The sequence below is a fragment of the Psychrosphaera aquimarina genome (assembly GCF_032461525.1).
Lineage (GTDB): Bacteria > Pseudomonadota > Gammaproteobacteria > Enterobacterales > Alteromonadaceae > Psychrosphaera > Psychrosphaera aquimarina.
On record NZ_JAWCUA010000009.1, the window covers coordinates 36,583 to 51,584 of the forward strand.

11 protein-coding genes are annotated in these 15,002 nt (G+C 37.1%); 6 read left to right on the forward strand and 5 right to left on the reverse strand.

The features are described from left to right. Positions 1 to 68: 68 nt before the first annotated feature. Positions 69 to 1,349 (reverse strand): DUF5610 domain-containing protein, encoded by a 1,281-nt coding sequence (locus RT723_RS11345; protein WP_315947208.1) that lies wholly within the window; start codon positions 1,347 to 1,349, stop codon positions 69 to 71. Between the two features lie 300 nt (positions 1,350 to 1,649). Between RT723_RS11345 and RT723_RS11350 the strand changes: the two genes are divergently transcribed. The 3 genes from RT723_RS11350 to trmL all read left to right on the forward strand — a co-directional run bounded on the left by RT723_RS11350 (position 1,650) and on the right by trmL (position 3,265). Then, on the forward strand, positions 1,650 to 2,339 hold the full coding sequence (locus RT723_RS11350; protein WP_315947209.1) for an alpha/beta fold hydrolase: 690 nt from the start codon (positions 1,650 to 1,652) through the stop codon (positions 2,337 to 2,339). Positions 2,340 to 2,343: 4 nt separating this feature from the next. Then, positions 2,344 to 2,727 carry a serine aminopeptidase domain-containing protein gene (locus RT723_RS11355; protein ID WP_315947210.1) on the forward strand — a complete coding sequence of 128 codons (384 nt, stop codon included), beginning with the start codon at positions 2,344 to 2,346 and terminating at the stop codon, positions 2,725 to 2,727. A 73-nt stretch (positions 2,728 to 2,800) separates the two neighbouring features. Beyond that, a complete protein-coding gene (gene trmL / locus RT723_RS11360; protein ID WP_315947211.1) occupies positions 2,801 to 3,265 on the forward strand; it encodes a tRNA (uridine(34)/cytosine(34)/5-carboxymethylaminomethyluridine(34)-2'-O)-methyltransferase TrmL in 465 nt (154 codons plus the stop codon). A gap of 82 nt (positions 3,266 to 3,347) precedes the next feature. Here the strand turns inward: trmL and RT723_RS11365 are convergent, their stop codons facing one another. From RT723_RS11365 to RT723_RS11375, 3 genes are all read right to left on the reverse strand, one after another. Next, the gene (locus tag RT723_RS11365; protein WP_315947212.1) at positions 3,348 to 3,905 is read right to left on the reverse strand and encodes a hypothetical protein; all 558 of its coding nucleotides are present in this window, start codon (positions 3,903 to 3,905) and stop codon (positions 3,348 to 3,350) included. 79 nt (positions 3,906 to 3,984) lie between these two features. Further along, complete coding sequence (locus RT723_RS11370; protein ID WP_315947213.1) at positions 3,985 to 6,990, reverse strand: M36 family metallopeptidase; 3,006 nt, start codon at positions 6,988 to 6,990, stop codon at positions 3,985 to 3,987. Positions 6,991 to 7,166: 176 nt separating this feature from the next. Continuing rightward, a complete protein-coding gene (locus tag RT723_RS11375) occupies positions 7,167 to 7,910 on the reverse strand; it encodes a hypothetical protein (protein WP_315947214.1) in 744 nt (247 codons plus the stop codon). A 600-nt stretch (positions 7,911 to 8,510) separates the two neighbouring features. Between RT723_RS11375 and RT723_RS11380 the strand changes: the two genes are divergently transcribed. Both RT723_RS11380 and RT723_RS11385 read left to right on the forward strand, forming a co-directional pair. Beyond that, a complete protein-coding gene (locus RT723_RS11380) occupies positions 8,511 to 9,953 on the forward strand; it encodes a diguanylate cyclase domain-containing protein (RefSeq protein WP_315947215.1) in 1,443 nt (480 codons plus the stop codon). A gap of 225 nt (positions 9,954 to 10,178) precedes the next feature. Next, on the forward strand, positions 10,179 to 12,794 hold the full coding sequence (locus RT723_RS11385; RefSeq protein ID WP_315947216.1) for a cadherin-like domain-containing protein: 2,616 nt from the start codon (positions 10,179 to 10,181) through the stop codon (positions 12,792 to 12,794). Between the two features lie 105 nt (positions 12,795 to 12,899). Here the strand turns inward: RT723_RS11385 and rsmD are convergent, their stop codons facing one another. Then, positions 12,900 to 13,523, reverse strand: a complete 624-nt coding sequence (gene rsmD, locus RT723_RS11390) for a 16S rRNA (guanine(966)-N(2))-methyltransferase RsmD (protein WP_315947217.1) — start codon at positions 13,521 to 13,523, stop codon at positions 12,900 to 12,902. A 202-nt stretch (positions 13,524 to 13,725) separates the two neighbouring features. Between rsmD and ftsY the strand changes: the two genes are divergently transcribed. Continuing rightward, complete coding sequence (gene ftsY, locus RT723_RS11395; protein ID WP_315947218.1) at positions 13,726 to 14,988, forward strand: signal recognition particle-docking protein FtsY; 1,263 nt, start codon at positions 13,726 to 13,728, stop codon at positions 14,986 to 14,988. The last annotated feature ends 14 nt before the right edge of the window (positions 14,989 to 15,002 follow it).

Genomic DNA, 15,002 nt, shown 5'->3' on the forward strand with positions numbered 1-15,002 from the left:
TTAGTTTGAATAAGAACTGAAGTCGGTTTTATGCCACTTAAAGTAAATTTAAGTGGCATATATTCAAATTACTTTTCAATATTAGACAGTTGATCTATTTTATCCATTAATTGATTAGCAAACTCAAAAAAGTCCATTTGAGAGTTGGGATAATCCTGAGGTTTATGTAACGCGTTAATGTGTTTTGTCACATCAAACAACAAGTCTCTTGGATGTTCAAACAAGTTTTGTAAAGTGGCTAAAGTATTGCTGATGTCGTTAGAAAATTCAGCTAATGGTTTTAAGTCATCTATCGCATTAGCATTAAATAACGGCGTATCAGTTTGATATGCTTTATATGCGGTGAAGTTTTTAATTTGGGTTAACGATATTGAAAACTCACTGATCTCCGCAGCGTCATAATCCATCGACAATGCTTTGTTAAATGCGGTCTCAACATCACCACTGTAAAAATCTTTGGCAAGATCATTCACATTGTTTAACAAGTTATTAATAGCGACAAGTTCGTCTTCGTCTAAATCCCCTTCAACCGAAAACATAAACTCACTTTGTTTAATTTCAGAATAAGACTGGTATGCCATTTCGACTAATTGGCCATTTTGCAATGACGAGCTATAACCCGACTCATTTTTTCGCGCCATTAAGGCACTGGTATAAATAGTCACTTTGTCGCCATCAGCGGTGACTAAATCAAAACTAAATTCGTTTGCTTGAGTCGACTGCTGACCTTGTACAAATTGTTGAGTACTGGTTACAGAAGCACTTTTAGGCATATCATTGTTAGGATCATCAGTGACATTAGTGTCCTCTGAAACATCTGTATCTTCAGGAACCGCCCCTAAATAGGTTTGTTTTAACTGCTCAATGCCTTCTAATACTTTTGATTGTGTTAACGAGATTTCACTTTCTAACTCAGGGTTTAACAGGTTAAGCTGCCCCAAAGCCTCGTTAGCTTGTTTGTAACCTAACTCAAATCCTTCAAGCCCTGCGTCTATTCGGCTAGATAATTGCTCTAATGTCGCACCATCTTTTTTGTCTTGTTGTAACCTAAGTTCGATAAACTTTAAAATATTATTGGCGGCAACATCGGCTCTTTTTTCTTGTTGTTCAAGCGCCTTTTCAGCCATTTGTTTTTGGATTTGATTTTGTTCACTATCAATACTTTGCCCGACACTTTGCTGTACGGAACGATAGAAAAAAGTAAAACTTTGTTTATTACTTTGAGTTAACGACACCGACGTTGATTCAACTTTATTAAATGAAACAGATTCATTTTTTTGTTGTGACTCACGTTGTTTAGACGAGAGCAAATCAAGGCCACGTGTTAAATCGGAATTTAACTGAATCATGACTACCACCACTTACTATATATAACTACCCAAAACTGTATCGGCGTGTTTGTCTATTTCTTGAGCAATTTTTTTAAAAAGAGAACAGATTTAACAAACCGTAAATTTAACTATTAACCTTATCAGGTAGTTAACCGACCTCAATTAATAATTACGGTGAGTGTTTGACAGTTTACAACTGGTATTAAAGTACTATTATGGGCGTTATTGTAGACCTTAATGAAGCTGACTGTTCATTTTATGAAGGTGAGTAATTTAATTTATTAAATGTGTTCTTATAAAGAACCACAGGGAACTGTGATGAAATGTATTTATCTATTGTTATTATTGAGTGTTGGAGTGTGTGTTTCCGTGCCTGCTGAAAGTAAAGAATATAATCATGAGTTGTCAGAGCTGAACCAACGTGAATCTACTTATTCAACATTTTTAGCTGATACATTATCGCCATTTTGGCAGACCAAAGTGAATAAAGGGCACTTTGTTAATCGGCAGCAATTAAATATTCATTATGCCTATGTCAAAGTAGCTGATGCACAAGGGGCTATCGTAATATCGCCAGGTAGAGTAGAAGGCTATGAAAAATATCAAGAATTAGTTTATGACTTTACCCAACAAGGTTATTCGGTATTTGTCATTGATCATCAAGGTCAGGGGTTATCTAGTCGTCGGTTAACCAATAAAGAAAAAGGCTATGTGGAAGATTTTGATGATTATGTAATGGATTTAGATCAATTTATTACTGATATTGTTAAACCTATGCACCAAGGAAAGCTTTACTTAGTCAGTCACTCAATGGGAGGGGCAATTGGACTCAGGTATGTACAGCAGCATCCAAATCAATTTAACAAAGCAGTGTTCTCGTCTCCAATGTGGGGATTAAATTCGGGGGCTATTCCTAAACCGATTGCGAAAGGTATTTTTAATGTTGTTAATTGGTTTACAACCCTAGTGACAGATCAAAGTCCCTATTTCTTTGGGGCAAGGTTATAATCCAGTGGAATTTGAAAGCAATCAGTTAACAACCAGCAAACAAAGGTATCAGTATTTTAGATCTGTTTATGCGGCAAAACCTGATTTGCAGTTAGGAAGTGTGACCTTTGGCTGGATAAGAGCGTCAGTTAATGCGATTGATACAGCGTTTAAGCAACTTAATTTAGTAAAATTACCCGTTATGGTGTTACAAGCTGAAAATGATGAAGTCATCGAGAATGAAGCACAAAATGCATTTTGTAGTGAATTAGCCAAGCTTGGTAATCCATGTGTTAACGATACGCCTATTGTGATAAATAATGCCAAACATGAATTGTTTATTGAATCTGATAAACCACGATCGGAAGTGTTGGCAAAGATATTTATGTTTTTAAGTGATAATGATTAATAATTAGTGCTGCTTAATTCACGGTAGCACTGGTATTATTGTCAATAATTACAGCTATAGCCAAAGAGATATAATGTTAAACATTGTTTTATTTCAGCCTGAAATCCCACCTAATACAGGTAATATTGTTCGTTTGTGTGCTAACACAGGATTTAAACTGCACTTAATTGAGCCTTTAGGGTTTGATTTAGATGAAAAGAAAGTTCGTCGTGCTGGTTTGGATTATCATGAGTTTGCTAATGTTAAACGTTACCCAGATTTCCAAGCATATGTAGATGCTCACCCTGAATCTCGGTTGTTTAGTTGTACAACTAAAGGCTCTAACTTTCACACACAGGTAAGTTACCAAGCCGGTGATAGTCTAGTATTTGGTCCTGAGACAAGGGGACTACCTGATGATGTTTTAAACAGTATGCCGAAAGATCATTGGTTACGAATTCCAATGCAACCAGAAAGTCGCAGCATGAACTTATCCAATGCCGTGGCTGTTTTTGTGTATGAGTCATGGAGACAATTAGACTTTTCTGGCGCTAATTAAGTCTGCTAGATCGAGACTGTATATTTGGTATTTATTTCTATTGCCTAAGGTTAAAGATTAAAAGTACCAATATCAGTAAAAGTTAATACATTTCATATGTTGATTTGGGAGAGTAATCAATTTCCACTTCTACCCTAGTAATGTCTTTATTACTGGTTAAATTTTGATAATAAACCGAGAAATCTTCTTCTGAGTTTGGCCAAATACGATAAGTGTCACGTGCGATATTGTCTATCTTTCCAAGCTCTTGTTTTGTTACAACCTGTTTGTTTGTTACTACAATCACGAAGCTGCCTTTTATCACGCCAAACTCTTGCATCGCAAAGTTAAATACCGCAGCCCCTTTTTCAAATCTACCATTGATTAGTTTAAATTTTTGACCATTTATTCTTTTGGTTGTTTGTCTGTTTTGTGTTGGTAGTTTTTGAGGTAGTTTACTTTTAACTTCTGCAACTTCTGCAACTTCTGCAACTTCTGCAACTTCTGCAACTTCTCTAACCTCTTTAGTTTCTGTGTTCGCTTTATCGGCTAATACAGTTACTGATTTATTAGGTTCATTCAGTACCTCGTTTTCTTCAGTTAAATTACAACCAATTAAGGTAACTAATGTTAAGCCCAGTAGGGGCAGTTTAACGTTCATAATTTGATCCCACCTTTTTTATGATAATAAAAAAGCTGATTGAAAATTCAATCAGCTTTTTTTAAACGTATTATGTCACTTATTTACGACGACGTAATAACGCTAATGGTAATAACAACAAGGCAAATAAGCCTGTAGAACCACCACTTGATTTCTTTTCTTCTATAGGAGTTACCGGTGCAGGTACATGATTTACCGTCACAGAGAACGTTTGTGTTGATGTTGTTGTTCCATCAGATACCGACGCAACAAACGTAAGTTCATCACTTCCAGATATTACTTCTGGAGCAGTAAATGATATATCTGTAGTATCACCGCCAGTAATAGTGGTCTCTAATCCGCCTGTTTGAGCCCAGCTGTATGTTAACGAGTCCAAGTTACCATCGGTTGCTGTTATCGATAATGAAACCGCATCGCCTTCATTAACTTCTTGAGTTAATTCAGACACTGCCGTTATATCAGGCGCTCGGTTTTCACAAGCGTAAGTATCACCTGCAATGACGTCTGAGAATATACTGTTACTAGTATTAGTGAAGGTAATATCATCAATATACCAACCCGCTGTAAACCCAGAGAATGCTCCAGGAACAAAGGCTGAGTCAGTTGCTTGGCGGAAGCGGAACTGCACTTCATTACCATTTAACGCTTCACCAAAAGTAACGCCTTCAGCACCATAGTTAAGGCCAGAAAATACTTCTTTTCCAGCCAATGACGCTTCAGTATATTCTAATAAGGTATTGCTATAACCGTCACCTAAGAATTCACCACCAAGTTCAGTAACATCGGTCCATTGGCCGCCATTAACACTTACTTCAACAACTGCACCATCCCAGTCCGCTTCTAAGTTATATAAGTGCCACCAGCTAATTGTAAACTCGCCTGCAAATCCAACTTGAATAACACGGGTTTGATATGCAACGTCAGAAATATAGGCATGAGCGGTGGATGAAATTAATCCATCTGTCGCATCCCACTGATCTAGACCCCAAGTACCTTTCGCCATATCACCACCTACCATGACGGTTTCGGTGAAATCATTTAATCTAGAAAGAGTATTTAAGTTTTCATATTGGGTTGTACCAACAAGCTCACGTTCTTCGAAGTCAACATTAACGGTTGTTGAAACCATGTATTCATCCGCAACCATGCCTTCTTCTAGATCAGGAACAAATTTAAGGACTAACTCTTCACCAGTACCAGACTCATCTAAAGTAAACTCTAAAGGTGTGCTGGTTGCCGTCGCATACAATCCTATATCACCAAATGAAACTTTACCTTCATTTGCAAATGTTACAGTATGGTTACTCATAACTTCCACAGTACCTGTTAGGCCTGATAATATTGAGCTACCACCATTTTTAAGAGTAAAGCTAACTGTACCAGTTTCGCCTTTGTCTAAAATGTTATCATTAGAGCAATACCCTGACATCACGCCTTCATAGTTAGCATTTAATGCATGCTCTGAGACTGAGAATGTGGCTAATTCTACTTTGGTTGATTCTACAGCACCTGAATGATCCGTTGCATATCGACTTGGTGATACTGCGCCAAGACCCATACCACGTTTAGCAAATGCGGCTAACAGAAGCTTATAGTCGGCTTCATCATTAGCATAAGCTGCAGCTAAAATAGCATCACGGCCTTCAGTAAAGGTTGGTGCCATAGGCATCATTTTATAACCGGCAACTAAGTAATCTTTAATTAAGCTTTTAGCTGAATCGAACGTATGGCGTTCATCTTTTGCCATGCTGATAAAGCCTTCCCACAACATGTTAGCAAAAATTGAACCTGGCGCATGGACGAGCTCAGGGTATAATCCAATATCCGCAAACGTTGATGGATTAATTTCCGTGTCTGTTGAGTAAGGGTATGGACGAATACCTTCAGAGAAGCTAGATACATACGTAATCGCCCCGTAAGCACCATTATATTCTTCATTACCTAAGACTAGGTTATCATCAGCTTCCGTTGTAAGCATTAATGCGTGGAAATCACCAAAACCTTCACCCATTGCTCTTGCTTGTTGACTACTTAAACCTGCACCATTACCAACTAAGCGGTTACTGATGTAATGACCCCATTCATGAGCAACAATAGCGTTGTCAAATGAACTGTCTTTGAATACACGGGAAAGGTCTTTTTTGAACATATTGATTGATACCGTTTCACTCGCATCCAGTTTAGCGTAAATTGCTGCCCCGTCATTTTGTGAAACCATCAATGTTGGAATAGTGATTGTTGCATCATCTCCAGCTAAACCTATAACTGCATCACCATCTACATTATTTGCGATAATCACGGCGATAGCGCCTGCGTCCTGTGCACTTTTTGCTTTAATAGCAAACGCACATGAGCCACGGTCAATTACAGCTATTTTTCCTGTTAGATCTGCGCCGTTAGTTGCGACTTCACAACCATCATTAACAGGTGCAGTTCCGTCGATATAACGAACTAAATCGCCGGTTACGTCGAAAGTTTGTGGACCAAATGCAGCAAAGCCAACTTGGTCTACTAATCCGATGTCAGTATGTGTCGTTGCTGTTAAACCATAATCAACACCATTAACTGCCTGTGTTGTTTCCCATAAATACATTTGCATTCGTGGTGATGCACCATCAGCAGGTGTAGACATATTGGCATTATCAAAGCCAGAGTTGTCCTGAACTTCAACATTCAACGCATCACCTTCAACACCTCCACGCTCAAAGTTTAATGCCTGTGCATTTCCTGAAGCTTCATCAAAACCATGATCATAATAATCATCATGTAAATAGTTGTTCAGATAAAACAGGTTAACGATAGCCGCTTTACGATTATTAACAGAATACTCTGCTTGATCTTCGTCATATTTATAATCAAAGGTGTTAGTATTGGTTAACTCAGCAGTGTAATCACCATTGGAATACCCTTGAGGTGCAACAGCATCTACATAAGCAGTAACATTGTTACCCATAGTAATTGTTGCATCATCAGCTAACCAAGGGTCCATAGTACTAATTGGACCGTGGCTTAAAGTCACCAATGGAGCATCTTTATATTCTGCGCTTAAAAATGCTAACGGATCGGCATCAGAAGGTGCAGGCATGACTTCACCGTGCGGGCTATCCCAAGGTTTACCATTGGCATCAGCGTATACACGATAATTGAAGTCAGCCGCATGGCTAGTTAGGTTTTTCTTGAATAAGACTTCACCGGTTTTAGTTGAAACAACATAACTGAAATATTCAGAGTCGACACTATCGATAGTGCTCGTTTCAATTTCTACATAATGAGCAGGAATAAGTTTATTTTTATGTTCAAAAAGACTTTTTTAGCACGAGGTGCGCCAACGAGTAATTTGTCTTTTGCAGTATTTACAACGGAAAACTCATCATATTTTCCAGACGCATTTTTTACAGTAAGCGCAACAGAATCAGTGTCTCCACCCATAGCTTTAAATGCTGCAGTGATTGAGTTAGCTGAATCACCAAATTCACCAGGAATATTCTTAATCGCAGAAGAAAGGGATTTGGCAGATTGTTTATTGGCCAAATAACCTGACGATGCGACTAAGTTGAACTCTCGGTCCATCATTATGTTGTATTCACGGTTAAAAACTTCTACGCCTGCAACTTCTTGTTTGTATTTGGCGATGATGGCGCCTCGACCTAAATCATGAATGTTTGCTAGTTTAGGTTGCGCAATGCTGGACTTGCTTGCTGAAAATCCAGTTATTTTATTTAGGTAAAAATCTGCAGCAAAGGCAACTCTTTTGTCGGCTGCTACTGGGCCTAAATCGGGCGTTGGCGTATTTATGCTAGCCCAGTTAAAAGTGGTTTTTCCTAATGTGGCATCGTATTGATTTCTCATTCCGCTTACTGTAGGAGTACGAGCACTTGACTCAGCAACTTTATCTACAGAAAACGTTTTATATGGAGCACTGACATTAGATGCAACGACACCAAGTGAAGTCGTCGCAAGTGCAGCACCTACGAAGCTAGCAATTATAGATTTATTAAAATTCATGTTGTCCCTTTATTATTTTTTAATTTTTTTATGGCCTTAAAATAAAAAACCATAATTTTTAATATTGCATCTAACCAATATTTCTACAATGTAAGAGGAGTTATTGATATTTAGCATGTAGATACAGTTAGTTTTTTGATAGTTCGGTAAAGGGGCGAGAGGAAGCTAAACTTGGCTCTGAGTTATTAAATACTAGGAATTAAAATTTATTTACGTAATCAAAGTTGTAAGTTTTCACTTATAAAAAGCAAATATTAAAGAATAAAAAGTGTACAAAAGTGTACAAAAGTGTACAAATATAAATACATACTTACACTTTTTCGTTGAAGTTTTTTTATATGTACGCTCGGCTGTCATCAAGGTGTATTGTTATAGGTGTTTGAAAGCGGTTAAAAACAAAGGTGTATTCAACCTTTAAAAAGTAACTGGTTTTATTAATACGTACATGAAAATAGATGCAATCTGTTCGAAATAAATGAGTTAAGTAAATCTAAAATCACGGTTTTAGATAAAGACTTGATAAACCATGACTAAAAGAGGTTGATTAATATTTTGTTTCATTCATATTCTAAAACCATACATTATATATAGAACCTAATTATGCCTGTTAGGAAAACTTATCCCATCAAGATAACTTTATTTCTTCTAACAAGTACGTTAATTTTTTTAGCGTCAACTTTCGCGCTTGCCTCAAATAACAATGTACCAAATAATAGTGACTCCAGTATTCCATATTGTGTTGATCCTGACTGGATGCCTTATGAAGCAATTGATGATGGAAAACACATTGGGATATCTTCAGACTATCTTTCAATCATTAAACAACACACCAATTTAACGTTTACACTAGTTACCACATCAACATGGCAACAAACCATTAAGTATTTAAAGACCGGTCAATGTCACTTGGTATTAATGTTAAATAAATCACCTAAGCGAGAAAAGTACTTAACCTTTAGTGATGTGTATTACCGTTCTCCAAATGTATTAGTGTCGTTAAGGGAACAGCCATTTATTCAAGACTTATCCAATCTTAATGGTAGAAGTTTGGGAGTTGTTAAAAATTATCGCATTGCTGAATATATAGAAACGTACTACCCCGAAATTCAAAAAACATATGTGGAGTCTGAAGGGGAGGGGGTAAAACTGGTTGCAGAGAAAAAACTAGATGCATTTGTTGGTTCTATGTTGTCATTAAATGCCAGGACGCAGCAGTATGGTTACGGTAATTTGAAGGTGGCTGGGTGGGCAGGTCCTGAAGATGAATTAAGGTTTGGTGTTATTAAAGGCAAGGAAGCGATATTAGCTGACATTAATTACGCTATAACCCAAATTTCTGAGAAACAAAGAATTGATATCTTCAAAAAGTGGAATAATGTACGCATTATTAAAGAGTTTGATCATAAATTATTATTTCAACTATTAGCTATTGTGTTGGTCATCACGCTGTTGTTTATCTTAAGACAAAGGCAATTAAACCGTTTTAACCGCCTGCTAAGTGAGAAAAATAAAGAACTAGAATCTCTCACTCAAGTTTTAGAAAAAACCAATCACGAGTTAGAATATATTTCCTTTCACGATCCATTAACCGATTTATATAATCGTTCATACTTCTCGCAACACATTAAAGATAAAATTCACGACATTAACCGCTCGAAATCACCAACTTGTTTAATGTTGGTTGATATTGACCACTTTAAAAAGGTAAATGATGAGTTAGGGCATAATGTAGGTGATGAAGTATTAACTCAATTATCACAAGTATTTAATGAGGTTATTCGCCAAAGTGATATTGCCGCTCGGTGGGGAGGGGAAGAGTTTGTTTTTTTATTACCTGAAACCTCCGTTGATTCTGCTAAAAAATTAGCCACTAGACTGTTAAATGCAGTAAGAGAACACCATTTTAATAAAGTTGGGCAAGTCACTGTCAGCATAGGTATTGCTGAATATGATCACAAAAGCGACTTTCATAATTGGTTTGAGCGAGCAGATAAAGCATTATATAGAGCTAAAGACGCAGGTAGAGATCAATTGAGCTGCTAACAACGGCTAAAAAATTTCCTTCTAATATTCCATTAATCCTCATACATGAAAAAATTGTATATTAACCGCTCTATTTATCAGTTTGAATTTTGTACAAATAGTACTAGTATTGTGCAGGCTTGGGGACGACATCTTGCTTAATGTTGCGAATCGTTTAAGTATAAGCGCATTATTAAGGTGTAGGAGTAAGCACTAATAGTAAATAGATTGGAAATGGAGATTATGATGGAACACAAAAATAGTATTTTGGCATTGTTAGCCTTGGGAGCGACAATGTTAACAGGTTGCTCAGATGACGATGAAACAAATCGATTACCTATTGCAAGTAACGTCACCTTAGGATCGTTCAGTGGTCAAAGCGCAATAGCAATATCATCAAGTAGTTTAATATCTGCAAGTTCAGACGCCGATGGCGATACATTAACACTTGAGAATGTAACGTTAACCAATGGCAGCGGAACGTTAACGGAAGCAAATGGAGAATGGAGTTATACCCCTTCCACGACTGAATTAGGCGATGTCAGTTTTCAATATACCGTTTCAGATGGTGAAGGTACGTCTTCAGCAAGTGCCACACTAACGGTGATAGACTCCAGTAAAACACAAGTGTCAAATGCACAAGGCGTCACAGTCTACGGTTACGCTCGTGATGCGAATACACGTCAATTCATACCCGGCTTAACGGTAACGTTAAAAGTTAACGGTTCTGAGTTTTCCGCCCTAACGTCAAGTTCTGCTGGTGGAGCAACGTTTTTAAATGTTCCTGTTGATACCGAATATTTTGTTACCATTACAGATCCTAATGGTGTGTATGCCCCAAGTTTCTATTCAGATGTGACATCTGACTTTGATAATGACATAGATGGAAACCCAATCATTGAGCCTTTAAGTGACTTAATTGATTTTGGTGATATTTATCCAGGTGTTACAACAACAATTACGGTTTTAGATATTAGTGGTGCTGCCGTTGAAGGCCTTCAATTATATTATGATTCCAATGTACTCGCAGCGGCAAATGGTCAAGCAGTATCAATTCAAGGAAATGATGTAAAAGGTATAGAAACCGCTGGGGTTTATTCCTTCTCCTTACCTGATAATGGCAATGCCATTGATATCAAGGTTCAACAACTGGTTGATATAAACGGCGTTAAGTATGAACCTTATCGAGGGAGTCTTAATAATAATGTCATCTCTTCGGCAACCGCCGGGAAATCAATGACATATTATGTGAACTCATTAACTAATGCCGAATTCATCATTGTTTACCATTTATTAGATGAAGATGGCCATGCGTTTACACAAGCTGGACCTGTATTGGTTGTTGATAATGCAAACACAGGCATGACAGAGAACTGGTATCCAGTAGTTGATTCTCAAAACGAGTATTATTACACGGTTGATGCATCAAACATGTCCGATATTAGAATGATTTCACCAATGGATATTGATGGTGACGGATTCACTGATTATTCAGTTGCTTTAAATAGTGACGAAGCCTTGAATGTTCAAAATCAAATTGGCCGTGGATCATTTGATGAAAATAAACAGTTAACCTTAGTATACCCACTAAGCGAAACAAAATATGATGAATCAATTCAGGCTGAAATTGTAAGTAATGATGACAATTTTCAATCAAATGGAATTGCAGAAATCATTATTGCCTTTGACCGTCCTATTGATTTAATACATACCCCTACTTTGTCTGTAAAAACCATAGATGAAAAAGAAGTGACGATTGCTTTAGAGTCACCTGCAGATTTATACACTGAAGAGCTGGTATTGATTGCAATGGATGGAACGACAGACCAAGGCGAAACTGCAATTTCATTAAATGCTCAAAATCAATATGAGTACACAGATAAAGATGGCAATATTGCTACATTAGATTTAGGTCGAGATGATACTGATAAAGTTGTTTCTACTTATGCGACAAACTTACAATCAGTCGATGAAATAAGAAAGTTAACGGATACAGAATATGTCCTTTCTGCAAATAATAGTTTGTTAACTATCACGTTGGACGCTTCCAGCTTGATGGCAGATCATAACTATACATTCGAGCTTGCAGTAAAAGGTAAGTTATCTAGTAACCCTGTTGCCTTTATGAGTTTTAGTAAGATGGCTAAGTCAAGTGCAACGGCCACATTAGAAACATTAACGGTTGATAATTTTGACTTTGGGGATACCGAAAGTTATGACGTAACGGATCCAACAGCAGAAAATTATTTGGCCAATCAAAAGCTACATACAGATAAATATCGAGCAATCAACGTAGGTTATGACGGCAATGCAGCTACATCTGAAAAAGCTCAAGTACGTTATTTAAAAGTTAATGATAATGGAGATGGTAGTCTTTTTGATACATTAGACGATTTTAATATCGCCAATAATATAGATCCTGATCGAAATAAGCTTTACCTAGTATCTAAAGCTAAACTAGAAGGTAGCATTCAAGTGGTCTCTCAAGTAGAGAAAGACTTTGTTAGTGATGAATTATCAACTGAAACTGTCACCTTAGCTGATGCATTTTACCGTTTAGATTTGGTTGACCAAAACATCGAGGATGATGGTGATTTGTCGGATTTAACTTTAATCAATGGGACTAAGATGTACCTATTTGATAAACCGTCAAATCATACTCTTGACGATTCAGGTATTGATGCGGTTTACGGTATTGATGTTGCTTCAGGGGCGTCAATAGCATCGGAAGGTGTTTATTATGTATACGCGTTGCCATTAAGCTTGCAAACAAGTGGTTACATAGAGTCAGTTACATTAAATGTTAATTTAACAGCCAATGGGGCAGCCATTGTTGGGGAAATGTCATACCCAGTTAAATAGATTAGAAAATTAACTCTTTTAGCAGCCACTTTGAGCATTCAAAGTGGCTTTTTTATTTAAAATAACTAGGTTCTAGTAAGCCATCACTTCTATACTTGGGAAGCGTTATACCACTTCAAATAATTGTGCGGATACTTGTCCGGCTATTTTTTCTTTTTTTAGACTAAATTGTTCTGCAAACTCAGAAGCCATAAGATCATAATGGTTATTCGCTTCTTGCTCTAAATACAACAAGCTACCAGAGGTTATAATTTGGTTATCAAATAGTGCTTTTATGCAAGATTGCACCATGTCTTTATGGAACGGTGGATCTATAAAGACTAAATCAAATTGGGTCTTTAATGTTTGTACTGCAGTGAAAAAATCAGCTTGTATGACGTTAATATTTTGACCTGCATTTAAAATCGTCACATTGTTTTTTAATTGATTAGCCGCTTGTTTATTTTTTTCAATGCAAGTGACAGAGTTGGCGCTGCGAGAAGCGGCCTCAAAACCAAGAGAACCTGCGCCTGCAAAACAATCTAAAACATTAGATTGACGAACGTCCATCATGAGCCAATTAAACACAGTCTCTTTTAATCTGTCGGTTGTTGGTCTGAGGCCTTCTTTGTCATGCACTTTAAGTTTTCGTCCACGCCACTGCCCACCAATTATACGTATTTCTCCCGTTTGTGTGCTCGCTTTATTCGTCGCTTTGGTTTTGTTTTTGAACTTAGGTGTAGATCTCACAATAAGGCCTTTTTAATCGACGGCTACTTGGCATAAATGATAAGTACCAAATGGCTGAAAGTTTAATTATAAAAAAGATATTAATTAGGTAGATATATTTGCTTGTTCAGTGGTTAATTAATCACGTGAATTAGGTTAACATACGGGCAATATCAATTTGCGTATTATCCCGTGCAATTTACGTCTTTTAAAGGTTTTTTTCATGTCAAAGAAGTCAGGTTTATTTTCGTGGTTTAAAAAAGATAAATCAGAAGAGTCCGCTCCAATTGATTCTGAAGTTCAAGCTTCAGAAATTGAGTCATTAGAACAGTTGCCTGAAGACGTAGAAGAAATAAGCTTGTCTACAGAAACAGAAACAGAAACAGAAACAGAAACAGAAACAGAAACAGAAACAGAAACAGAAACAGAAACAGAAACAGAAACAGAAACAGAAACAGAAACAGAAACAGAAACAGAAACAGAAACAGAAACAGAAACAGAAACAGAAACAGAAACAGAAACAGAAACAGAAACAGAACCAGAAACAGATGTTGTAATCGAAGAAAAGAAAATTGGCTTTTTTGAACGTCTTAAAAAGGGGTTATCAAAAACTCGACAGCAAATCGGTGGTGGTTTTATTTCGTTGTTTAAAGGCAAAGCCATTGACGATGAATTATACGAAGAATTAGAAACACATTTGTTAATGGCTGATGTGGGCATGGATACCACTGTAAAGTTAATTAATAGGTTAACGGAACATGCGGATAGAAAAGATTTAAAAGACGCCGATGCTCTTTATGGTTTATTAAAATCAGAGATGACCGATATCTTAAAAAAATCGGATCAACCTTTAGTGGCTAAAGCTGACAATGGTCCATTTGTAATTTTAATGGTCGGTGTTAATGGTGTTGGTAAAACAACGACTATTGGCAAGATGGCAAAACAGTTTCAGCAACAAGGTAAGTCTGTGATGTTAGCAGCCGGAGATACATTTAGAGCAGCGGCGGTAGAGCAATTACAAGTTTGGGGCGAACGCAATGACGTTCCCGTTATTGCTCAACATACCGGTGCTGACAGTGCATCAGTTATTTTTGATGCTTATCAAGCCGCGAAAGCGAGAAACGCCGATGTATTAATTGCTGACACGGCAGGGCGGTTACAAAATAAAGATAATTTAATGCAGGAACTAGAAAAGATTGTTCGTGTATTAAAAAAATTCAATGCAGAAGTGCCACATGAAATTATGTTAACCATAGACGCAACTACTGGCCAAAATGCAATTAGCCAAACAAAAATATTTAATGAAGCGGTAGGTTTAACCGGTTTATCACTGACTAAATTAGATGGTACAGCGAAAGGTGGTGTTATCTTTGCCGTGGCAGAACAGTTTGGTATTCCAATACGTTACATTGGTGTAGGTGAAGGTGTTGATGATTTAAGAACGTTTGAACACAAAGCCTTTATTGATGCCTTATTTAGTGAATAAAGAGTCCTAATAAT

What these genes read in the sequence shown, in the direction of transcription:
- trmL (WP_315947211.1), top strand. Translation starts at nt 2,801, where the DNA reads ATGTTAAACATTGTTTTATTTCAGCCTGAAATCCCACCTAATACAGGT.
- RT723_RS11380 (WP_315947215.1), top strand. Translation starts at nt 8,511, where the DNA reads ATGCCTGTTAGGAAAACTTATCCCATCAAGATAACTTTATTTCTTCTA.
- ftsY (WP_315947218.1), top strand. Translation starts at nt 13,726, where the DNA reads ATGTCAAAGAAGTCAGGTTTATTTTCGTGGTTTAAAAAAGATAAATCA.
- RT723_RS11370 (WP_315947213.1), bottom strand. Translation starts at nt 6,990, where the DNA reads ATGCCTGCACCTTCTGATGCCGATCCGTTAGCATTTTTAAGCGCAGAA.
- RT723_RS11375 (WP_315947214.1), bottom strand. Translation starts at nt 7,910, where the DNA reads ATGAATTTTAATAAATCTATAATTGCTAGCTTCGTAGGTGCTGCACTT.
- RT723_RS11345 (WP_315947208.1), bottom strand. Translation starts at nt 1,349, where the DNA reads ATGATTCAGTTAAATTCCGATTTAACACGTGGCCTTGATTTGCTCTCG.
- RT723_RS11385 (WP_315947216.1), top strand. Translation starts at nt 10,179, where the DNA reads ATGGAACACAAAAATAGTATTTTGGCATTGTTAGCCTTGGGAGCGACA.
- RT723_RS11350 (WP_315947209.1), top strand. Translation starts at nt 1,650, where the DNA reads ATGAAATGTATTTATCTATTGTTATTATTGAGTGTTGGAGTGTGTGTT.
- RT723_RS11365 (WP_315947212.1), bottom strand. Translation starts at nt 3,905, where the DNA reads ATGAACGTTAAACTGCCCCTACTGGGCTTAACATTAGTTACCTTAATT.